Genomic DNA, 22606 nt, shown 5'->3' on the forward strand with positions numbered 1-22606 from the left:
CCTTCGACCACGTTTTTCTTGTTGACTATGCCGCCACCATCGCCATCTACACAATGAGTATCGTCGCCAGCTACAGATGTGTATAAGCGACCGCTCTTCCCCTTCCCGTCCCTTCCCGTCTCCTCCCGTCCGTTCCCGTCTCCTCCCGAACTTTTCGCGCGAATCGTGCGTTTGAGGGTGCGTACAGGGTGCTTTTGCGTACTTTTCGCGCGAAAAGTACGCACAGTGTGCCCCGCGCCGGCCCGTTTCGTACTTTTCGCACGAATCGAGCGCAGAATATGCCCCGTACGCACTTTTCGCACGAATCGAGCGTTTGAGGGGGTGTGCGGGGGCTTTTGCGTACTTTTCGCGCGAAAAGTGCGCAAAGAGGGCGCGTGGGCGTGTGTTTGCGTACGATTCGTGCGAAAAGTATGCGGGGTTGGCGGATGGGGCGGTCTGCTGGTTGGTTTGACTTACTGACTAGTTAGTACGCGCGGCATTCAAATCCCGTGAAAGGTGTTCTTTTGCCCTTGCCCGGCCGCGGTACATTCGCTGCCGAAAGCCGCTGCTCAAGCTGCGCACGATTGTGTACATGCTGCATCTGAAAACGCGCTACAGGAATATGCAGAAGGTTGATGCCGGCTTCTCGATCTTTTTCATGCAGCACGATGTCTATTGAGTCCATCCCTTTGGTCATAGCCGGATTAATGTATTTTTCACGGCCGTCAAGTTCACCGATAATAAGCGAGCCGTCGCTCAATGTCCAAGTGAAATCAGCATATATAGGCTTGTTGTCGATGGGATTGATGAACATGCGTTGACACTCTGGGGCAGCGAATCCCAGCTCAAGTATCGTGGCATATGCGACCGCTTCGCCGCCGTTGGTGCATAGAGGATCTACATTTTGGGCAACGTAGATGGCTCTCCGTATTCCGTGCTTTCTGGAATTAATCTGGCAATAGTTCTGAAGGGCTTCTGCTGTGAGTTGTGTTGCGCGTAATCCCATGGTGCAGATGGACATCGCAGTAGAGAAGTCCAAGGTTCTGGCGCAGTCAAACATGGTGCGGATCGGAGTGGTGGCTCGAATACCGTTATTAACGACGACACTTCTATATTTCGGAATGTAATGTCCTACAAAGGGGCCATGACGACGTGCTTTGGAACGGTCGGAAACAGCTATATGCACAAAGCGATGCTGGTAATAGGTGGCAGTGTAGCCATGTGCCGCAGCGGCTGAGATGCCGCAGACGGTCCAGTCGGGGTGTTGATGGCAGACGGCGCGCAGTATATATGCGATGCGTTCCGCGAATGGTAGTTGAAGCCAAAGTGCTTTTCGCACGAAAAGTCCTTGAAATGGTGTGACGAGGATTCCCGCGCGGACTCGTCGCATAAGGAGCTGACGGTCTCCCTGTTCCATGGGCCATACGCATCTGCGCTGATGCTCCGCCTGTAGCAGGAGCTGCTCGATTCTTGGATGTGATCTCATGCGGGAATCATAGAAGGGTTTCTCTGTCGAGGTTGCGGAATTCAGGGTCTGTGGTTCGAGCTTTCTATTGTGTGCGTGTTTGTTTGATGGTGATACGTGGCATGTCTGATTGTCGTGAATAAATGTGTGCACTTGAGCGTTAAGCTTCGAATTATCCATATTATGGCGTTGCTGAGCGTGTCGTCCCCAGAGGTGTGAGTCTCCTTTCCCTGTACTTTTCGCGCGAATCGAGCGCAGAACATGATCTGTACGTGCTTTTCGCGCGAATCGTGCGTTTGAGGGGGTGCGCAGGGGGCTTTTGCGTACTTTTCGCGCGAAAAGTGCGCACAGAGGGCGCGTGGGCGTGTGTTTGCGCTCGATTCGTGCGAAAAGTGCGGCTGGGGGCGGGAAAAGTGCGCTGGGGACGGGTGCGCTGGGGCGAATGCGCTGGGAACGGATACGCTCGATTCGTGCGAAAAGTGCGGTTGGGGGACGGGAAAGTGCAGCTTGGGGACGGGAAAGTGCAGCTGGGATAACAGCTGCCGCGAGTAGAGGCCGTAAGGTAACCTAGTCCCCGGCGGAAAACGTGCGTGGAGCCGTACAAACAAGTACGAAGCACGCAAAGCACGTGCAAAAACACGTACGAGACAACGTACAACAGTGTGCAAATCGGGGAGGCCAGCATGCCTGGAATTGTTCTTATTGGTGCTCAGTGGGGCGACGAAGGTAAAGGCAAGGCAACCGATCTGATCGGCACCAAGGTCGATTACGTGGCCCGCTTCAACGGCGGCAACAACGCTGGCCATAGCGTGGTGGTCGGCAACGAATCGTACGCCCTGCACCTGCTGCCTTCCGGCATCATCAACCCGCACCTGACCCCCGTGATCGGCAACGGTGTGGTGGTCGACCCGGAAGTGCTGTTCCAGGAGATCGACGGCCTTGAGGCCCGTGGCATCGACTGCTCCCACCTGCTCGTTTCCGAAGCGGCGCACATCATCGCGCCCTATCACCGCACGCTTGACAAGGTGACCGAGCGCTTCCTCGGCAAGCACAAGATCGGCACCACCGGCCGCGGCATCGGCCCGGCTTACGCGGACAAGATCAACCGCGTCGGCATCCGCGTGCACGACCTGTTCAACGCCAAGCACCTGCACGACAAGGTCGAAGCCAGCCTCCACCAGAAGAACCAGATGCTGGTCAAGCTCTACAACCGCCGCCCGATCGACGTGGACCAGACCACCGACGAGCTCCTGAAGCTCGGCGAACGCCTGAAGCCGTACGTGGCCAACACCGGTCTGATTTTGAACAAGGCACTTGACGAAGGCAAGACCGTGCTGTTCGAGGGCGCTCAGGCCACCATGCTTGACGTGGACCACGGCACCTACCCGTTCGTCACCTCTTCCAACCCGACCGCCGGCGGCGCCTGCACCGGCACCGGCGTCGGCCCCACCAAGATCAACCGCGTGATCGGCGTCTCCAAGGCGTACGTGACTCGCGTGGGTGAGGGCCCGTTCCCCACCGAGCTGTTTGACGAGTCCGGCGAGTGGCTGCGCGCCCAGGGCCACGAGTTCGGTGTGACCACCGGTCGCCCGCGTCGCTGCGGCTGGTTCGACGCCGTGGTGAACCGTTACGCTTCTCAGGTCAACGGCCTGACCGACATCGTGCTCACCAAGCTCGATGTGCTTACGGGACTTAAGGAAATCCCGATTTGCGTGGCCTACGATGTGGACGGCGAACGTCACGACGATATGCCGACTGATCAGGCCGCCTTTGCCGCCGCCAAGCCGATTTACGAGACCATGCCCGGCTGGGATGAGGATATTTCGCAGGTCCATGATTTCGATGATCTGCCGGCCACCTGCCAGGCGTACGTTAAGCGCTTGGAGGAGCTCAGCAACTGCCGTATCTCCGCTATCGGTACTGGCCCGCAGCGCGATCACATCATCTCCGTGCACTCCCTGATCGACTGAGCCGCCGACTGAGTCGTCGACTGAGTTGTACGTAACGCGTAACGATTAAGTTCCTCAGTGAAACCGCAGCCTATGTCTGATTCCGTGAACACCATCGGTGCCGAGCCGCAGCCTAGCACGCAGGAGATTTCCGTCGCCCAGGTTCGGGCCCAATCCATGCCCGAACCGCAGGGAGCGGCCGCCGCGGCCAAACCGCCGCAGATTCCGCTTGCTCCCATCAAACGCGTCCAGGCTCGATTCAACCCGCTGGCCGACGGCATGCTGTATCTGGTGGTGTTCCTCGGCGGCACGCTGGGCACCGCCATGCGCTACGGCTTGAGCTTCATCCTGCCCGCCACCGCTGGGACCGAGGGGTTCTGGCATGCCTTCCATGTGCCCACCTTCACGGCGAATATGGCGGCCTGCTTCATTTTCGCGTGCCTGACGTCCTACCTGTCGCAGGCGGTGTGGATTCGTAAGCGCGTGCGCGAGCTCACTTCACGCGGCATCGGCATGGGTATGTGTGGCGGCTTTTCCACGCTGTCCGCGTTGGCGATCGAGGAACTCACCACGTTGCAGGGCAGTGTGGTTGCTGGTGCTGTGTTCTATATGCTGGTGAGCTTCCTGCTGGGCCTGGTTGTGGCGTATCTCGGTGCGCGGCTTGGTTTGGCGCTGGCCGCCGGCAAAACCGCGAAAGTTGCGATTGCCGCGGTCTGTCAACAGCAGCAAAACTGGCGTCATGTGACGGCGGGGGAGACGATAGTCGTGCCTGCCGCTCAGGGTAACGGTACCGCCGCGTCGCCCGCCGCGCCCGCTGCGTCGCCGTCCGGCATGCCCGGCGCGCCCAACGCGGCTTCCATCGCGCCCGACGCCAACGATCCCGCACCTGCCGCCACCGCCCCTATCAACCCGCCCTCCTACGAACCTGCGCCCATCACCGACGAGATTCCGCTGGTAGGCGACCCGACCACTGGGGAGGCGCACTGAGATGTCGTTTCTGCTCATCAGCATGTGCGGCGGCCTGGGTGCCGTGGCCCGATTCGTGCTGAACACATCCATCCAGCGCTGGTGGAATCGCATGTTCCCGCTCTCCACGTTCATCATCAACGTGATCGCCACATTCTGCGCAGGTGTGGCGGCGGCCGCATACGCGCATCAGGTGGTGCCGGAATCCACGTACCTGCTGTTCGTCACCGGTTTCCTCGGCGGCTTCTCAACTTTCTCCACCGCGATTAACGAAATGGTGTCGCTGGCTCGCAACCGTCATTTCGCCATGGCTGCGTACTACTTGGTGGCCACTATCGTGGTGCCGATTATCTGCGTCACGTTGGGATGGATCGTCGGTTCGCTGGGCCGCTGAGCAGGGGGGGCGTACGAAGCTTCATCGCAGCATGCCAACAGATAGTCTCGCCTTGTGCTGACAATGGACTCACGAGAAGCATAAGGAGGGCATCATGTTGGAACCGTATGTGCGCCCGGGCATTGACGATCGCCCGGACCTCGACAAAGCACTCAGCCCGGAAGACAAGGAGGCCGTGGCGCGACTGGCCATGAAACCGAGCCGCCGCCCGCCGGAAGCGTCTTCCGATCAGCCTGAAGCGCAGGCCATGCGCCTGGCCGCATCCGCCTCGTCCGCAGCCGCCGCAGCAGTGTCCAGCGTGGACACTCCGGCGCCTGATATGTCGTCCGCGTATCTTGACATGCGCGACCCGATGGTGTCCGCCAGCGGCGAGAAGCCGTCCGTGGCCCGCGTCTCCCGCCTCAACTGGGGCTTTTTCATCGCCTCCATCTTGGTGGGGGCTCCATGGGTGGCGCTGAACACTGTGGCGATGCCCAACGTGGTGGCGCGCCTCGGCGGCTATAACACGGCCGTCCGCGGCGAGATTCCCATCAACCCTGCCACCGGCCGCGCGCTGCCTGTGGCTACGGAACTGGCGATGCCGCTGGCTGTGCTGGTGATTGTGGGCGTGGTGGCCTCCGTATTCGCCATGCCGCTGATTTCCGGCGCTTCCGACCACACCCGTACGCAGTTCGGTCGTCGTACTCCGTGGATGGTGGTCGGCGGTGTGCTGAGCGCGTTGCTGACGTTGCTGCTTGGTCAGGACCTCAACATTGTCGGTTTGTGCGTGCTCTGGGCGGCGATGCAATTCGCCTACGCCATGCTTTCCGTGCCGCTGGCCAGCGCCATCAGCGAACGCGTGCCGGACAAGTTCCGCCCGCGTATCGAACGCTGGCATGGCATCGGTGTGATGCTCGGCCAAGCGGCTGGCGTGTGTCTGGGAGCCATCGGCGTGATGTTCAGCTCGTTCACCCCCTTCGTCCTGACCGCGGTACTGTTCGCGCTTTCCGGCATCCTGACCGTGCTGATTCTGCCCAAGGAGCCGTCCAGCGAGGCCCTGCCGCGTGCGCCGTTCAACGCGTCCACCGTAGTCGCCCAACTACGCCCGCCGACCGACGCCCCCGCATTCGCCCGTGTGTTCGCCGCCCGCACCGCAATGATGACCGGTGTGGGATTGACCGGCGTCTTCCTGTGGTACGTGGTGCGCTACTGGGTGTACGGCAAGGCGGTGCTGTTCACCTCCGCGCCGCTGACCATTCCGGCCGGCTCCCTGATCATGGCCATGGCGATCGCGACGTTGATCGGCACAGCTTTGGCCTCTTGGCTCGCCGCTCCGATCTCCGAACGCATCGAGGAGCGCGGGATTGCGACCGCCACTGTAGTCGCCGGCTCGTGTCTGCTGTACGCCGTGGGATTGGCGCTGGCGTGGGGCCTCGGCGTCTGGTCCACTGGTGCCGCGCGTGAAAATGGTCTGATCGCCTTCGCGCTGATCTCCGGTTTCGCGTTCGGCATTTACGATGCGCTCGGCCTTGAGCTGGTGATGGATGCCCTGCCCGACCCGCGCAATGCCGGCCACGACCTTGGCGTCTTCGCGCTCGCCAACTCGGCTGGACTGGCGCTTGCGGCCATCATCGGCGCGCTGTTGGTCAACGCGTTCGCATCCAGCTACGGATACTATCTGCTGTTCCCCGCGGCTATCGTCGCGGTGCTGATCGCCGGCGCGGTGACGCTCGTCGGCTCTCGCGCGAACGACTGATCGCCGACTGATCGCCGACTGATCGCCGACTGATCGCGCACGACTGATTATCGACCGCGACTACTGATCGTGAGTCGTGCTGTTGGGCCTGTCCGGCCACCTGCCGACGTCTTTACGAACGTCTGCAGGCGGTTGGGCGAGCCTTTTTGTTTTGCGCAGAGCATATGTCGTGCGAAACGTACGTCGTGCGGTGTGTTGCGGGCATTTGTCGTGCGAAACGTGCGTTTCGCGGGGCGTGTACGTCGTGTGGGACATTTTGTCGTGCGAAACGTACGTTGGAGCGAGCGTTTGTTGACAACGTACGAGAGATTGTCGAACGATGATTGTGCGGTGGTCGTCGTGTGATCAAACCGGTTCGAGTACACTGGGCGTAGTTGACGTTGGCCGTACCGGCGTATGCGCGTATGGCCCAATGGTGTGCACGGCATACGTCCGGAAATCGGCAAGCTGACGGCGATTGCGGGCGATTGGACTCGTAAGGAGGAATCATGGTTGGCATGCGTGACGTGGCTCGCAAGGCAGGGGTTTCAGTGAGCACCGTTTCGTTGGTGGTAAACAACGCCGGATACGTTTCGACGGACATGCGTGCCAAGGTCGAAGCCGCCATGCGCGAGCTCGACTACATCCCCAACGAGTTGGCCCGCAACCTCTACCGCGATCGGACCGACACCGTCGGCGTGATCGTGCCAACCATCGCCCACCCGTTCTTCGCATCCCTCACCTCGGCCCTGCAGCACGAGTTCGCCGAGCGCGGGCTGAAAACGCTGCTGTGCTCCACCGTGGACGCCGACAAGGGCGAGGCTGAATACGTCGATATGCTGCAACGTCATATGATGGACGGCATTGTTATGGCCGCGCACACCGCTCATCCGGCCGATTACTGGACGTCGATCGGACGACCCATCGTGGCGTTCGACCGGTATCTCGGCCCAGGCATCCCTTCGGTGGATTCGGACCATGAGCAGGGCGGTCGGCTGATCGCCCGTCAGCTCATCGATTCAGGCGCGCGTCATGTGGTGCTGATCGGCGGTCCGCGTGCGCAATTCCACGATCTGGCGGCTCATGTTGACGATGCGGTCGCAGACGGGAACACCACCTTCCCCACGGTGCGTTACTACCTCACGTTGGAGCATGAGCTCGATGCCGCGGGTGTGCGCCACGATTATGTGGAGGCCGGCGAGGTGTCCGAGTTCGCCGGATACGCTGCTGCCGCGCGCGAGCTGTTCGACCGGTTCGACGATGTGGATGCTGTGGTCAGCTCGGATACGGGTGCCGCGTTGTGCGTGCAGGAAGCGATACGCCGCGGATTCAGCATTCCGCGAGACTTGCAGATCATCGCCTATGACGGTACGTATGTGGCGGATGCCGCAGGACTTCGCCTCAGCGTGATTCGGCAGGATTTCGCGGCGTTGGCCTCGGTGCTGGCCTCGCGTCTGAGCGACTGCATCGCTGCTGGGGCGGGGGAAGGTGCCGCTGGCGGTGCGTCGAAGTCGTCTGCTGGGGCTGCTGGGGCTGCTGGGGATGCTGGGACTGCTGAGGCGTCGGATGCGGCCGCGGTGAGTGGCGATGGTTTGGCGGATGGTGTTGCCGGCGATACTGCTGCTGGCGACGCTACTGATAATGCCGCAGCCCAGTCCGGCGGCTTCGGCGAAACCGTCGTTCCTGTGACCTTCGTGCCGGGAGAAACCACGCGCTAACCCGGCTTTTTCATATAGCTTCCATCCTTGTGCCTCGGCGTGTCGAACCGGTTCGAGATTTGACGTGCTCGAACCGGTTCGATATAGTATGTATCAGGCTTAGCAAGGACAATGTGCCGTCCTGAACGAGCCGCCGAAACCCTCCATATGAGGAATGCGTTCGCCTGCTGCGAGCGTCACGAGGATAAAGGAGATTCGATGAAGAACAAGGTCCAGCTCATCACCTACGCCGATCGCTTGGGCGACGGAAACCTGAAATCGCTGACCGATATTCTGCGCACCCGCTTCCAAGGCGTGTATGAAGGCGTGCATATCCTGCCGTTCTTCACGCCATTCGACGGTGCCGACGCCGGCTTCGACCCGGTGGACCACACCACGGTCGACCCGCGCCTCGGTTCGTGGAATGACATCACCGAACTGGCCAACACCCACGACATCATGGTGGACACCATCGTCAACCACATGAGTTGGGAATCCGAGCAGTTCCAGGACGTGATGAAGCGCGGTGAAGACAGCCCGTACTACAACATGTTCCTCACCATGAGCACCATCTTCCCGGATGGCGCCACCGAAGAAGACCTCGCCGGAATCTACCGTCCGCGCCCGGGCCTGCCGTTCACCCACTACACGTGGGCCGGCAAAACCCGTCTGGTGTGGACCACCTTCACCCCGCAGCAGGTGGACATCGACACCGACTCCGCCGAAGGCTGGGCTTATCTGACCGGCATTCTCGACCGGCTGGCCGCCAGCCACGTCAAGTCCATCCGCCTCGACGCGGTGGGCTACGGCGCCAAGGAAGCCAACTCCAGCTGCTTCATGACCCCGAAGACCTTCACGCTGATCGAGCGCATCAAGGAAGAGGGCGCCAAGCGCGGTCTCGAAACCCTGATCGAGGTACACAGCTACTACAAGAAGCAGGTCGAAATCGCCCACAAGGTCGATCGCGTCTACGACTTCGCCCTGCCCCCGCTGCTGCTGCACTCGGTGTTCACCGGCCGTACCGACGCACTCGCCCACTGGGTCGAAGTGCGCCCGAACAACGCCGTCACCGTGCTCGATACGCACGACGGCATCGGTGTGATCGACATCGGCTCCGACCAGCTCGACCGCTCCCTCAAGGGCCTCGTGCCCGACGAGGACGTGGACAATCTGGTCAACACCATCCACGCCAACACCAACGGCGAGTCCCAGGCCGCCACCGGTGCCGCCGCGAGCAACCTTGACCTGTATCAGGTCAACTCCACGTACTATTCGGCGCTCGGCTGCAACGATCAGCACTACATCGCCACCCGTGCCGTGCAGTTCTTCCTGCCGGGCGTACCGCAGGTCTACTACGTCGGCGCGCTCGCCGGCGCGAACGATATGGATCTGCTGCATCGCACGAACGTGGGCCGCGACATCAATCGTCACTACTACTCGACTGCCGAAGTCGACGAGAACCTCGCTCGCCCGGTGGTCAAGGCGCTGAACGCACTGGCCAAGTTCCGCAACGAACTGCCGGCGTTCGACGGCGAGTTCACCTACCAGGCCGACGGCGACCGTTCGCTGACCCTCACCTGGACCGCCGCCGATGGCTCATCCGACACGACGCTCGTATTCGAACCGGCTCAAGGCCTCGGGGTGGATAATGGAAATGCCATTGTCACACTCACTTGGCGCGACGCCGCCGGTGAACACGAGACCCGCGATCTCATCGCCGAGCCGCCGGTCGTGTCCGCCTGAGCGGCTGGACGCTCCCGATTTCCCTGACCTTCCTTGGCCCGTCTTTCGCGAGACGGGCCAAGGAATCGCCTGGCATAATCCCGGGCCGCACATACTTGTGACTCACATACTTGACTGAACAACGAAGTTATCAATAACAAGAAAAAGAAAAGGGAATCAATTATGGAACAGAATAGTGCGGCTGCAACCGCTGCTGTACCGGTCCGGGACCCGTCGGTATCCGCCGACGGACACCGTCCGACCAAAACCGAGGTTATTCGCCTCGGCATCGGCTTCACCGTCTCCGCGGTGGCCTGCGCCATCCCGTGGGTCGCGCTGAGCTCGCTGATCCTGCCGTACGTGTTCGAAAGCATCGACGCGGGCACCAAGGAAACGATGCTGGGCCTGGTCAACATCTTCGGCTCCATCGTGGCCTTGCTGGCCAACATCATCTTCGGCACACTCTCCGATCTGACTCGTTCGCGCTTCGGCAAGCGTACGCCGTGGATCATCGTCGGCGGCCTGATCACCGGTCTGTCGATCGGTGCCATCGCGTTCACTCGCTCGCAGGTGCTCATCATCATCCTGTGGTGCTGCGCTCAGCTCGGCTACAACGTGATGCTCGCCCCGTACGTGGCCACCATGTCCGACCGTGTGCCTGACAACGTCCGTGGTACGATCTCCGGCTTCTACGGTGCCGGCATCGCCACCGGTCAGACCCTCGGCTCGTTCGTTGGCGCCCAGCTGCTCAAGCAGGGTGATTCCGGTGTGTTCGCCGGCTGGATGATGGGTCTGGTCATCTTCGGCCTGTGCGGTATCTTCGTTGTACTCGTCTGGCCGCGTGAGAAGGGCAACAAGGATGAGGCCCGCGAGGAGATCACCGCCAAGTCCGTGGTCATGCGCTTCCGTCCGCCGAAGAACGCCCCCGACTTCTACTACGCGCTCGCCGGCCGCACGATGATGATGGGCGGCTACTGGATGATCAACACCTACCAGCTGTACATCGCCCAGGATTACGTCTTCGCAGGAGACCCGAACGCCAAGATCAAGGCCGCATCCGTCATCGCCACGATGGCTGTGATCACGCTGGTCGTCTCCCTGATCGCCGCTGTGTGCGCCGGCCCGATCACCGATAAGCTCGGCATGCGCAAGCTTCCGGTGGCGCTCGCCAGCTGCCTGTTCGCCGTCGGCGCGTTGATGCCGCTGCTGTTCCGCTCCGAGATGGGCATGTACCTGTTCGCTGGCATCGCCGGCCTCGGCTACGGCACCTACAACGCCATCGATCAGGCGCTGAACGTCTCCGTGCTGCCGAACCCGGAGGAGGCCGGTAAGGATCTGGGCATTCTGAACCTCGCCAACACGCTGTCCACCGTGATCGGTTCCGCGATGACCTCGTTGATCGTGGTGATCGTCAAGTCCGTGCTGGGCGTGACCAAGACCCCGCCGGCCGCGTACTCGGTGGTGTTCATCGTGGCCATCGCGATCGTGCTGGTCGCCGCTTGGCTCATCATGCGCATCAAGCACGTGAAGTGATTGCGGCGTGGGGATGAGCTTGTGGCTGCTTGTGGCTGTCCGTTGCGTTTGCAGGTGCGGGTGTCCCGCGTGATTGCAGGTGCGGCTGTCCCGCGCGATTGCAGCGCGATTGCAGCGTGGTTGCAGTGCAGTTGCAGCAGTTGCCCGGATCCGCAATATAGCGCTCCTGCGCTGCAGGGCTGAGTTCGCACTGCACTGAGCCCCTATTCAATCCCCCAAAGCTCCATCGGTCCAATGTGACCGGTGGAGCTTTTCTGTTGGTACGGGCGGGTCTGGAGCTGGAGCGGGGCGTGCCGGCTGCCGAGATGGGCGTGCGGGCCGCCTTCGTGCCGAGCACTCAGCGATGTTGCCGGGCTATTCCTTGGCTCACTGCCGTCACTGAAGGGGTTTCATGGCTGATGCGCTGATTTTGGCTTGCTGCTTGTCGAGAAGAGGTGTTCTTGCGGTGGGGTGGTGCCGTGTGCTGGCGGGCTGCCTTCGTGCCGAGCATTCAGCGATGTTGCCGGGCCGGTCTTTGGCAGGATGCCGTCGCTGGGAAGTTTGCTGGCGTCGGCGTAATGCCATGTACTGGCATGTTGCCTTCGTAATCGGGTCTGGGCGCGGTTGTTCGGCCAGTTCTTGGCAGGATGCCTTCGCTGAGGAGGAGGTTCATGGCTGATGCGCCGATTTTAGCTTGTGACATGCCGAGAAGAGGTGTTCTTGCGGTGGGGTGGTGCCGTGTGCTGGCGGGCCGCCTTCGCGCCGGGTATTTGGCGATGTTGCTGGGGATGGGATCTGGCATGCTGGCGTCGCTGAGGAGTTTGCTGGCGTCGGCGTGGTGCCATGTGCTGGCGGGATGCCTTCGTAATCGGGTTTGGGCGGAGTCGTTTGGCCGGTTCCTGGCAAGCTGCCGCCGCTAAAACGGGGACGGGCGACGCCAGCACATGCCCCTCTGGCACGCTGCCCTCGCTGAAGAGGTTTCATGGTTGATGCGCGCCGATTTTTGCTTGCGGCATACCGAGAAGAGGCGTTCTTGCGGCGTGGCGGTGCCGTGTGTTGGCACGCTGCCATCGCAAATAATATGCGGCATCCGTTTGTCAAGACCCTACGTCCACATAATGAACCCTTACTGGATTGCGCGTCCGGCCGAACCTATCTTTGCATTCCAGTTCGGGTCGAACGGACCCGAGGAACACCGAAAGGAGGCCACGCGATGACTGGATTCAATGCTTCTGCGTTTGTATCCGCACGAATTATTAGCCCGTCTTCGCTGGCGGACTAATTCGGCATGATGCTTGAAGCCCCGTCAACGAAGGCAGGGCCCATCAAGCTGACACAATCGGTAAGGCCCTGCACGATGCGGGGCTTTTTTGTTGCGCTCACAAGGCTTATGGCAAACCCCGCAACCCGCAAGAGGAAAACCGCGGACGGATAGCAAACAGTAACAAGCAAGACAACAACAGTGATGCAGTGTGAAACGAAAGCGTGAAACGCATCGTGAAACACTGCGGAACATCGCTCTCGCAAGTTGGGTAATGCGAGGCGAGAACCTACAGGAGCAATAATGACTGCAGCTCTCGAAGAGAACGGTCTGACTCAGGCCGCCGGCGCGGCAAGCGCAGCAGCCGGCAAGGCCGCCGCATTGGTACGCGATTCGGTCAAAACCGTGATCGCGGCATCGATGGTCGGTACCGCCATCGAATTCTATGACTTCTACGCTTACGGTACCGCAGCGGCAAACTACTTCCCGCACATCTTCTTCTCCGACAAGGCCAACCCGACCGTGGCCCTGCTGATGAGCCTGCTGACGTTCGCCATCGCATTCATCGCCCGCCCGCTCGGCTCGCTGGTCTTCGGCCACTTCGGTGATCGCATGGGTCGCAAGACCACGCTGGTCGTAAGCCTCATGACCATGGGCGTCGGCACCTTCCTGATCGGCTGCCTGCCCACCTATGATCAGGCCGGCGTGTTCGCAGTCGCCATTCTGTGCCTGCTGCGTTTCGTGCAGGGCATCGGACTGGGCGGCGAATGGTCCGGCGCAGCTCTGGTGGCCACCGAGAACGCGCCTGAAGACAAGCGCGCGCTCTACGGCTCCTTCCCTGAGCTTGGCGCACCGATCGGATTCTTCCTGTCCAACGGCACCTACTTCGTGCTCGAATCCTTCAACGATCAGGATGCGATGCTGTCGTGGGGTTGGCGCGTACCGTTCCTGCTTTCCGCAGTGCTCGTGATCATCGGCCTTGTAGTCCGCGTTCACATGGAGGAGACTCCGATCTTCCGCATGGCTCAGGCGCAGAAGAAGGTCGTCAAGTCCCCGCTGACCGAGGTCTTCCGCAAGTCTTGGCGTCAGGTGCTGCAGGCCACTTTCCTTGTGGCTGTGACCTACACGCTGTTCTACACGCTCGCCACCTGGTCCCTTGCATGGGGCACCAAGGACACCGCGAACGGCGGTGGCGATCTGGGCTTCACCAATCAGGAGTACCTGCTCATGCTGATGATCTCCATCTGCGTGTTCGCCCTGTTCATCGTGCTTTCCTGCCTGTATGCGGATAAGCTGGGCCGCCGTCGTGTGCTCACCTTCTCCTCCTGCGCACTCGTGGTCTTCGCCCTGCTCTTCCCGTTCCTCTTGGACGGCCAGCTCGTGGGCCAGAAGAACTTCGTCGCCAACATGGCCTTCCTGTGCATCGGCTTTGCGCTGATGGGCATCGCCTTCGGCCCGATCGGCGCGTTCCTGCCCGAACTGTTCGACGCCAACGTGCGCTACTCCGGTTCCGGCATCGGCTACAATCTGGCCGCCATCGTCGGTGCGGCATTCGTGCCGACCATCGCCACCTGGCTGTCCCACAACTGGGGCGTGCACTCCGTGGGCCTGTACCTCGGTGTAATGGCCGTGTGCTGCTTGGTCTCCGTGCTGACCTGCAAGGAAACTAAGGACGTTGATTTCACCAAGTGAAATCAACGGCTGGTTTTCGACTTCGCGATTGCTTGTAGGTTGCAATCGCTCACTGAGCCTACGAAAGCCCACAGGGCTTTCGCTTCACGGCTCAGCACGGATGTTGTTTTCACCAAGTGAAATCCGCGAAATCCGTCCATATTTATAACTGAAAATCGATGGTTCACAACGTGAAAAAATACAGGTTCACAACGTGAACCCCTTGGAGATTTTCCGGGTGCAGGCGGACTAAACCTGCATCTCGGAAAAGCCCACAAGGAAAACCAAGAAGTTTTCTGCACCAGCAGAATGCAGTAATCAATACTCATCCCATAAATAAATAAGAAATAAAGGAGCGCCAAAAATGGCAGCAACTATCTGGTACGAGAAGGACGCCGATCTGTCCGTGTTCGATGGCAAGAAGGTCGCCATCCTGGGCTACGGCTCTCAGGGTCACGCTCATGCGCTGAACCTGCGTGATTCCGGCGTTGACGTGGTTGTCGGCCTGCGTCCGACCTCCAAGTCCGTCGAGTTCGCCAAGGAGCAGGGCCTGGAAGTCAAGTCCGTCGGTGAGGCCGTTGCCGAGGCTGACGTCGTGATGATCCTGCTGCCTGATCAGTACCAGGCCAAGGTCTACAAGGAGGACGTTGAGCCGAACCTGAAGCCGGGTGCTGCTCTGGCCTTCGCTCACGGCTTCAACATTCACTACGGCTACATCAAGCCTTCCGAGGATCACCCGGTGTTCATGGTCGCCCCGAAGGGCCCGGGCCACATCGTGCGTCGTGAGTACGCCGCCGGCCGTGGCGTCCCGGTCGTCGTGGCCGTCGAGCAGGATCCGGACGGCAAGACCTGGCCGCTGTGCCTGGCTTACGCCAAGGCTCTGGGTGCTCTGCGCGCCGGTGCTATCAAGACCACCTTCACCGAGGAGACCGAGACCGATCTGTTCGGCGAGCAGGACGTGCTGATGGGTGGTATCAACCACCTGTGCGACATGGGCTTCGATGTGCTGACCGAGGCTGGCTACCAGCCGGAGATCGCTTACTTCGAGGTGTTCCACGAGCTGAAGATGCTGGTCGACCTCGCTAATGAGGGTGGTCTGAACAAGGCTCGTTGGTCCTGCTCCGACACTGCCCAGTACGGCGACTACACCTCCACGGTTATCACCGAGGAGACCAAGAAGCGCATGCAGTACCAGCTCAAGCGTATTCAGGATGGCTCCTTCGCCAAGGAGTTCATGGATGATCAGGCCGCCGGCGCTCCGAAGTTCAAGAAGCTGCAGGAAGAGTACTCTCACCCGCACCTTGAGACCGTTGGCCCGAAGCTGCGCGCCATGTTCTCCTGGAACAACGGCCCGGCCAAGGATCAGGATGAGGCTGAGTCCTTCAACGGCAAGATCGCTCGTACTCAGGTTCAGTGATTGAGGCGGCAGCAGCCGCTGAGTGCCTAAAGAAACAGGTCGCCATCTCGCGCACAATCTCGTGCAACGGATGGCGGCCTTTTTATGTGGCGCGGGTGCTTGGGCGAACATGTGGAGGCGTGAGCGGGACATATATGGGCATGCTGTACTGAGACGCAGGGTGCAGCATGGCTGCAAAACGAAATGCCGTGGCGACTGCGTCCCGCCCGTGCTGTGTAGGTGAGTCTTCTACTCTTCTGGTTCCTGCTTGAACGCGCTGCGCAGAGACACTCCCTGCCCTTCTTATGCTGCTTGAGCGCTGCGCCAAGATGCTCCCTATATCTTCTTGCGTTCATGTCGCGCGAATACATCTCTGATTCTGTTTTTTTAGGGTTGTGCGCCCTCTTGCTTTTGCCACAAGATTTCGTTTTCTGTGATTCTGCGGTTTCGTACCAATGCGTTGTGCCACGTGAGTGTATTTGCGGCGTTTCCGTCCCTTCGTACCACGCGGATTGGCGTAATTGCGTTATCGCATATGGCTCTTCTCTAGGGTGGCGTGGTACGACATCGCATATTTGGGCATTTTCCAGCTTCGTACCGCGAAACGAATTGCAAGGTGGGAAGCGAGTAACGTGCGCCCGCTCACGAAGCGCGAATCGAAGCGCGAATGGAATCGCGGGGTGACCCACGAAGCGTTCTGCGAGGCGAAGCGGGACATATCGCGAGGTGAATCGCGAATGGAATCGCGAAGCAGGAAGCGAGCAACGCATGTCTGTCCACGAATCGCGAAACGAATTGCAAGGTGGGAAGCGAGTAACGTGCGCCCGCTCACGAAGCGCGAATCGAAGCGCGGGGTGAATCGCGAAACGTCTTGCGAAGCGAAGCGAGGCATACCGCGAGGTGAATCGCGAAGTGTGCCATGAAACGAAACTTGGGTATTGGACCCGACGTAAACCGGTTTCACGGTTTCTGTGTCGTGGCGTTAATCCGGCCAGGGTTGCCTGTTCCGTGAGCAGGAATAAGTCGTCGAGGGACGCTACGCGACGGCAAGCTCGGCCCCACGAAAGTAAGAACCGGGCGCGCCGCCAAGTCCCTTCCGCGCGCCACCAAGTCCCCCTCGCGCACCTACAGCTAGTCCGCATCGTAAGAAAATGTCCATATGCGACCAAAAGTCGATTCGTGAACTGGCTCACGTTGTGGACGGAGGGCAAGCGCCTACGTCGTTCTCGGTAGGATGGACACCAGTTTGCGGGACACAATCCCGCCACGCTTGAGCCCGCTCGGGATATCCCGAGCGCCACCCAAACGCGCACCATGCATACAAATGCATACGCGCAACCACCACAACACCGTGTGCCGGCTGCCCCATTTCGCCGGCACGCCAGTAGTACAAGGAGTGCTTACATGGCTGCACAGATCTGGTACGACAATGATGCCGATCTTTCCGTCCTCGATGGCAAGAAGGTTGCCATCATCGGTTATGGTTCCCAGGGTCACGCTCATGCGCTGAACCTGCGTGATTCCGGCGTTGACGTGGTTGTCGGCCTGCGTCCGACCTCCAAGTCCGTTGAGTTCGCCAAGGAGCAGGGCCTGGAAGTCAAGTCCGTGCCGGAAGCCGCTGCCGAGGCTGACGTCATCATGATTCTGGCTCCCGACCAGTACCAGCGCACCATCTGGGCCAACGACATCGAGCCCAACATCAAGCCGGGCGCTGCCGTCGCTTTCGCCCACGGCTTCAACATTCACTACGGTTACATCAAGCCCACCGAGGATCACCCGGTGTTCATGGTCGCCCCGAAGGGCCCGGGCCACATCGTGCGTCGTGAGTACGCCGCCGGCCGTGGCGTCCCGGTCGTCGTGGCTGTCGAGCAGGATCCGCGCGGCGACGGCTGGGCTCTGACCCTGGCTTACGCCAAGGCCCTCGGTGCTCTGCGCGCCGGTGCCATCAAGACTACCTTCAAGGAGGAGACCGAGACCGATCTCTTCGGCGAGCAGAACGTGCTCATGGGTGGCGTGAACAAGCTTGTCGAGATGGGCTTCGAGGTCCTCACCGACGCCGGCTACCAGCCGGAGATCGCCTACTTCGAGGTCTGCCACGAGCTCAAGATGCTCGTCGACCTGATGAACGAGGGTGGTCTGAACAAGGCTCGTTGGTCCTGCTCCGACACCGCCCAGTACGGCGACTACACCAACACCGTCATCAACGAGGACTGCCGCAAGCGCATGGAGTACCACCTCAAGCGCATCCAGGACGGCTCCTTCGCCAAGGAGTTCATCGACGATCAGGATGCCGGCGCTCCGCACTTCAAGGAGCTGCAGGAGAAGTACTCCAACGAGCGCATCGAGACCGTCGGCCCGAAGCTGCGCGCCATGTTCTCCTGGAACAAGGACGGCGTCAAGGATGCCGACGAGGCCAACTCCTTCACCGGCAAGATCGCTCGCGCCCAGGTGCAGTGATCAGTGATTGCTGATTGCAGTGGATTGCAGTGCTGTGATTGTGCTGCTAGGCGCGGTTTGAGCGAGACAATAGTCCCACGAAAATAGCGTCGGGCTTCGCTAACAGCAAGTACCCAATTGCGCATGCCGCGCACCACACACTAAGACGGCCGTCGTTCCGATTCGTTCGGAGCGGCGGCCGTCTTGTTTTGTTGTGGCGCGTGGTACGTCTGTGTGTTTTGGTTGATTTGGTGTTGTTGTGACAGGATTCCTTGTCGCAACAACGCGCTAGGCGGTTATTTGCTTTAGTGTGGCAATGGTTTGGGCTATTTTGCGTTGGGGACGCATGAAGGGCTGTGGTACGTCCTCATGTTTCGTGTGGATTTGCGTTGTTGTGCCGTCGTGGGTGGGGAGAGCCGCGATGGGGGAGGAGAAAATGGGTGCCGTAGGGCGGCGGCTGTCTTGTTTTGTGGTGGCGCGTGGTACGTCTGAGTGTTTTGGTTGATTTGGTGTTGTTGTGACAGGATTCCTTGTCGCAACAACGCGCTAGGCGGTTATTTGCTTTGGTGTGGCAATGGTTTGGGCTATTTTGCGTTGGGGTCGCGTGAGGGGCTGTGGTACGTCCTCATGTTTCATGTGGATTTGTGTTGTTGTACCACTGTAGATGGGTAGGTGGGTGAGAGCCGCCTCCGTGAAGAAGAGAAGAAATGGGTGTCGTAGGGCGGCGGCCGTGATGTCCTTACGACACCCATGACTTGTTGCACATGGCTGCCGCGCATGAACGGCACACGTAACCATCACGCGATGGATGCGGGTGACCCGTAAGTTGTAATGTATGCGGTGCAACTTACGAGCCGCTTGCGAGTGTGCAGCAGACGCAAGCGCTGCGCACTCGCCTAGTCGGCTCCCCGTCGAGACGGCCGCAAACCCCAACCAGCGTCCGTCTACCGGATCACCCACGCGGACGTGTCGGTGGGCAACTGGCCTTTGGCGGTCAGTGGGCCGGACGTCAGCACGACCTCGCCTTCCGGCAAAGTAACCGGCATGGCACCGAAGTTCGTCACAGCCGTGAACGTACGACCGTTCGTCGCCGCGCGGGTGTACGCAACTACATCGGTGCCCAAATCGATCAGAGCGGCTGACGTGTCTCGTGTGGCAGTCAGCGACTCCTGGCGGATCGCCAGCGCCGCGTGATACAGCGCGAGCATCGAATCCGGGTCGGCTTCCTCCACGTCCACGGCGAAGTCCTTGAACCACAACGGCTGCGGCAGGTGCGGGTCGGCTGCGGGCGTCTCTCCAATGCGCACTGCACCAGCCGTCTCGCCACGCACGTCAGCCGCGCCGGCCGCGCCGGCCGCGCCGCCACGCACGTCAGCCGCACCCGCCGCATCAACCCGCACGGCCGGCGAGAATCCAAACGAAGCACCCGTGCCGAACTGCCCGGCGGCGCACAGCGGCACGTGATTCTCACCGGTGCCGTCGTCGGCCGGAATCGGCAGACTGAAGTCGACCAAAGACGGCTCATCGGCGGCGACCCACGGCAGCGGCACGCGGCAACCGTCGCGTCCCTTGTCCATCGTGGCCTGATTGGTGTGGAATGCGGTCGGATCCTCCAAACGGTCCCACGGAATATCCGCCACCTCGAATAGACCCAGCTCCTCGCCTTGGTAAATGTAGGCGGCACCGGGCAGGCCCAGCTCCATCAGCGCGGCCGCGCGGGCGCGACGGGTGCCGAGCTCGCGATCCTCCGGGTAGCTGGCACCGTTGCGCAGCAGCCAGTCGTGCGGCAGCTGGTGGTACGGCGCACCCTTGACCTGTGGCAGACCGTAGCGCGAGGGGCTGCGCGGCACGTCGTGATTGTTCATCACCCACGTGGTGGTGGAGCCGCCGGTCTCCTCGGCCGCCTTGAGTCCGCCGGCGATCGCCTCGCGGAACTCGTCGGCGAACCAGCTGGCCTTGGCGAAGTCGAAGTTGAAGGACTGACCCAGCTCGTCGGGCGAGGCGTACAGATGTTGATGTTCGGGCACCACCCATGCCTCGGCCACGGCGAAACGCGGCGGATTGTACTCGTTGAACACTTCGCGCCACTCGCGGTAGATGTCGTGCACTTCGCGACGGTCGAACAGCGGGTGGGAGAAGTCGTGGCAGAGCACGCCGACCACGCTGTACTCGCGTCCCAGCTCTTCCAGCGGCTTGGATTCCAGATCTTTGGCCAGACCGTGCGCCACGTCGATGCGGAAGCCGTCCGCACCGTGGTCGGACCAGAAGCGCAGCGTTTTCTTGAACTCTTCGTGGATGTCCGGATTCTTCCAGTTGACGTCCGGCTGGGCTTTGTCGAACAGGTGCAGATACCACTGGCCGTCCGCCACGCGGGCCCAGGCCGGGCCGCCGAAGAAGGACTGCCAGTCGTTCGGCGGCAGTTCGCCGTGCTCGCCGCGGCCGTCACGGAAGATGTAGCGGTCGCGCTCGGGGGAGCCGGGGGCGGCGGCGAGGGCTGCCTGGAAGAATACGTGCTTGTCGGAGGTGTGGTTCGGTACGATATCGACGATCACTTTGATGCCGGCTTCGTGCGCGGCTTTGGCCATGGTGTCGAAGTCGTCCATGGTGCCGAGTCGCGGGTCTACGTTGCGGTAGTCGATCACGTCGTAACCGCCGTCCGCAAGGTCGGAGGGGTAGAAGGGGGAGAGCCAGATGGCGTCGATGCCGAGGCGCTTCAGGTAGTCGATTTTTTCGGTGACGCCGGCGATGTCGCCGAGGCCGTCGCCGTTGACGTCCTTAAAGGAACGTGGGTAGATCTGGTAGACGACGGCTTGCTTCCACCAGTCGTCGTTCAGGTTGTTGGCGGTCATGTTGATCCTTTCCGATGGTTGCGTTGGTTGGGTCGCGCGTCTGTCTGCCTGTGATCGTCGTCTCGTATGCTGATGGGTCGGTTGGGCTGACCTCATCAATGACAACGATACCATCAGTATCGCTCATATTGTTGGGTCATGATATGAATTGGCCGATAATAACGTAGTCATGATTGCTGATGACGTTTGTCTGAGACGGGAGACACGGCGACTCACGGAAGCGCAAAGATGGGATTGGCCGCGTAAGCGTCGCGTCACCGTGCTGCGGCGGCAATGATGTTGCGGGTGCGACGGGGGCACCCGCTACGCGCGCGGCGGCGCGGTGGTCTCGCGCAGCATCAGCGGCGTGGGCGGCTGGCGGAACGCAGCCTCGATCGGCGTGCCCGCGATGGCGTCCATCGCCAGTCGCCCGGCGTCCGCGCCCATCGCAAACGGATCCTGATGCACAGTAGTCAGTCCCACGGCAGGCGCCAGTCCGGCGTCATCGAATCCGATGATCGACAAATCCTGCGGCACCCGACGGCCATATTGACGCAGACGGTACAGTACGGGCAGAGCCAGGTCGTCGTCCTCGAAGCAGTAGGCGGTGATGTCGGCCGGGGCGGTGAGCACGGCATTCAAAGCGGCGCTGGTCTCATCGGCGGACCCGCGTGGCACCTTGAGATGCGTCACCTCGACGTCCGGGTGCGCGTCGGTGGCGTCGAGCATGCCTTGAAGCCGCGCCTCGGCGCTGTAGCGCATATTGGTTTCGGCCCGATACCCGCCCACGAATGCGATACGCCGATGCCCCAGCGCGATCAGGTGCTCGATGGCCGCGCGGGTGGCCGTCCGATCGTCGATGCTGACCGCCGCATCCACGCCCTCGGTGGAGGGGATGTTGATGCCCACGATCGGCACGTGCATATGCTTCAGGCGCGCCACCTCGTCCGGCTCGATGTTGAACGAGCTGACGATCACCGCGTCGGCGTTGCGGCGCACGGGCAGATCGACGAAGAAATCACGGCGCTCGCTGGCGCTGCGCATCGGGTAGACGACGGTGTCGTAGCCGGCCGGACGAAGTACGGAATCCAGCCCGGCGAAAATATTCGAGTTGAACCAAGTGGTGATCGTTTCGCTGGCCAGCAGTGCGATGCGGAACGACTGCCCGGACTTCAGTGCCGCGGCCGAACGGGAGATGGAGTAGTCCAGTTTTTCGGCTGCGGCCATCACCTTGTCGCGGGTTTCGGGCAGTACGAGGTCCGGTTTGGCGAACGTGCGAGACACGGTGGATACGGAGACGCCGGCCTCCCGCGCCACCGCCTGAATGCTTGCCTTGGTCATTGGAACCGCCTTCGCCGTCTGGTTGTTACGCTTGCTCGTTGCGTCGCTCGCCCGCGGCTGATTTGCGTTGCCGACGTGCGGGCTGGTGGCTGGTCATGATCGGACATGGTTTTGCATGTTGTTGGCATGTCTTGATCATGGCCGCGCATGAATGGTGTCGTCATTGCTGTGACAACGATATCATGTGCGGTTCATAAGTGCGACGTGCGATTGCGCGATGTGCGATTGCGCGACGTGTGCTGTGTGCTGTGCCGCAGATTCGTCAGAGTACGTTA

At 61.0% G+C, this 22606-nt stretch carries 13 protein-coding genes; 10 read left to right on the forward strand and 3 right to left on the reverse strand.

Annotated elements, in window-relative coordinates:
• Nucleotides 1–463: 463 nt before the first annotated feature.
• Nucleotides 464–1318 carry a hypothetical protein gene (locus CUU80_RS09370; RefSeq protein WP_133119417.1) on the reverse strand — a complete coding sequence of 285 codons (855 nt, stop codon included), beginning with the start codon at nucleotides 1316–1318 and terminating at the stop codon, nucleotides 464–466.
• Nucleotides 1319–2127: 809 nt separating this feature from the next.
• Between CUU80_RS09370 and CUU80_RS09375 the strand changes: the two genes are divergently transcribed.
• The 10 genes from CUU80_RS09375 (at nucleotide 2128) to ilvC (CUU80_RS09430) (ending at nucleotide 18183) form a co-directional block, all read left to right on the forward strand.
• On the forward strand, nucleotides 2128–3414 hold the full coding sequence (locus CUU80_RS09375; RefSeq protein WP_100497075.1) for an adenylosuccinate synthase: 1287 nt from the start codon (nucleotides 2128–2130) through the stop codon (nucleotides 3412–3414).
• A 72-nt stretch (nucleotides 3415–3486) separates the two neighbouring features.
• Nucleotides 3487–4380 (forward strand): fluoride efflux transporter FluC, encoded by an 894-nt coding sequence (locus CUU80_RS09380; protein ID WP_100497076.1) that lies wholly within the window; start codon nucleotides 3487–3489, stop codon nucleotides 4378–4380.
• Nucleotide 4381: 1 nt separating this feature from the next.
• A complete protein-coding gene (locus CUU80_RS09385) occupies nucleotides 4382–4753 on the forward strand; it encodes a fluoride efflux transporter FluC (protein ID WP_100497077.1) in 372 nt (123 codons plus the stop codon).
• 94 nt (nucleotides 4754–4847) lie between these two features.
• Nucleotides 4848–6488 (forward strand): MFS transporter, encoded by a 1641-nt coding sequence (locus CUU80_RS09390; RefSeq protein WP_100497078.1) that lies wholly within the window; start codon nucleotides 4848–4850, stop codon nucleotides 6486–6488.
• Between the two features lie 488 nt (nucleotides 6489–6976).
• Nucleotides 6977–8185 (forward strand): LacI family DNA-binding transcriptional regulator, encoded by a 1209-nt coding sequence (locus CUU80_RS09395; RefSeq protein WP_100497079.1) that lies wholly within the window; start codon nucleotides 6977–6979, stop codon nucleotides 8183–8185.
• 198 nt (nucleotides 8186–8383) lie between these two features.
• Nucleotides 8384–9907 (forward strand): sucrose phosphorylase, encoded by a 1524-nt coding sequence (gtfA, locus tag CUU80_RS09400; RefSeq protein ID WP_100497080.1) that lies wholly within the window; start codon nucleotides 8384–8386, stop codon nucleotides 9905–9907.
• 162 nt (nucleotides 9908–10069) lie between these two features.
• Nucleotides 10070–11419, forward strand: a complete 1350-nt coding sequence (locus CUU80_RS09405) for an MFS transporter (RefSeq protein ID WP_100497081.1) — start codon at nucleotides 10070–10072, stop codon at nucleotides 11417–11419.
• A 1543-nt stretch (nucleotides 11420–12962) separates the two neighbouring features.
• The gene (locus CUU80_RS09420; protein WP_165775921.1) at nucleotides 12963–14351 is read left to right on the forward strand and encodes an MFS transporter; all 1389 of its coding nucleotides are present in this window, start codon (nucleotides 12963–12965) and stop codon (nucleotides 14349–14351) included.
• A 343-nt stretch (nucleotides 14352–14694) separates the two neighbouring features.
• Nucleotides 14695–15747, forward strand: coding sequence for a ketol-acid reductoisomerase (gene ilvC, locus CUU80_RS09425; RefSeq protein ID WP_100497084.1), 1053 nt, complete (start codon nucleotides 14695–14697; stop codon nucleotides 15745–15747).
• Between the two features lie 1293 nt (nucleotides 15748–17040).
• Nucleotides 17041–18183, forward strand: coding sequence for a ketol-acid reductoisomerase (gene ilvC / locus CUU80_RS09430; RefSeq protein WP_279325005.1), 1143 nt, complete (start codon nucleotides 17041–17043; stop codon nucleotides 18181–18183).
• Between the two features lie 923 nt (nucleotides 18184–19106).
• Here ilvC (CUU80_RS09430) and CUU80_RS09435 read toward each other — a convergent pair.
• Together CUU80_RS09435 and CUU80_RS09440 are read right to left on the reverse strand one after the other, a co-directional pair.
• A complete protein-coding gene (locus CUU80_RS09435) occupies nucleotides 19107–21011 on the reverse strand; it encodes a glycoside hydrolase family 13 protein (protein WP_100497086.1) in 1905 nt (634 codons plus the stop codon).
• 303 nt (nucleotides 21012–21314) lie between these two features.
• Nucleotides 21315–22331, reverse strand: coding sequence for a LacI family DNA-binding transcriptional regulator (locus CUU80_RS09440; protein ID WP_100497087.1), 1017 nt, complete (start codon nucleotides 22329–22331; stop codon nucleotides 21315–21317).
• Nucleotides 22332–22606 lie beyond the last annotated feature (275 nt).

The sequence above is a fragment of the Bifidobacterium scaligerum genome, from assembly GCF_002802865.1.
Lineage (GTDB): Bacteria > Actinomycetota > Actinomycetes > Actinomycetales > Bifidobacteriaceae > Bifidobacterium > Bifidobacterium scaligerum.

What these genes read in the sequence shown, in the direction of transcription:
- CUU80_RS09375 (WP_100497075.1), top strand. Translation starts at nt 2,128, where the DNA reads ATGCCTGGAATTGTTCTTATTGGTGCTCAGTGGGGCGACGAAGGTAAA.
- CUU80_RS09380 (WP_100497076.1), top strand. Translation starts at nt 3,487, where the DNA reads ATGTCTGATTCCGTGAACACCATCGGTGCCGAGCCGCAGCCTAGCACG.
- CUU80_RS09385 (WP_100497077.1), top strand. Translation starts at nt 4,382, where the DNA reads ATGTCGTTTCTGCTCATCAGCATGTGCGGCGGCCTGGGTGCCGTGGCC.
- CUU80_RS09390 (WP_100497078.1), top strand. Translation starts at nt 4,848, where the DNA reads ATGTTGGAACCGTATGTGCGCCCGGGCATTGACGATCGCCCGGACCTC.
- CUU80_RS09395 (WP_100497079.1), top strand. Translation starts at nt 6,977, where the DNA reads ATGGTTGGCATGCGTGACGTGGCTCGCAAGGCAGGGGTTTCAGTGAGC.
- gtfA (WP_100497080.1), top strand. Translation starts at nt 8,384, where the DNA reads ATGAAGAACAAGGTCCAGCTCATCACCTACGCCGATCGCTTGGGCGAC.
- CUU80_RS09405 (WP_100497081.1), top strand. Translation starts at nt 10,070, where the DNA reads ATGGAACAGAATAGTGCGGCTGCAACCGCTGCTGTACCGGTCCGGGAC.
- CUU80_RS09420 (WP_165775921.1), top strand. Translation starts at nt 12,963, where the DNA reads ATGACTGCAGCTCTCGAAGAGAACGGTCTGACTCAGGCCGCCGGCGCG.
- ilvC (WP_100497084.1), top strand. Translation starts at nt 14,695, where the DNA reads ATGGCAGCAACTATCTGGTACGAGAAGGACGCCGATCTGTCCGTGTTC.
- ilvC (WP_279325005.1), top strand. Translation starts at nt 17,041, where the DNA reads ATGCATACAAATGCATACGCGCAACCACCACAACACCGTGTGCCGGCT.
- CUU80_RS09435 (WP_100497086.1), bottom strand. Translation starts at nt 21,011, where the DNA reads ATGACCGCCAACAACCTGAACGACGACTGGTGGAAGCAAGCCGTCGTC.
- CUU80_RS09440 (WP_100497087.1), bottom strand. Translation starts at nt 22,331, where the DNA reads ATGACCAAGGCAAGCATTCAGGCGGTGGCGCGGGAGGCCGGCGTCTCC.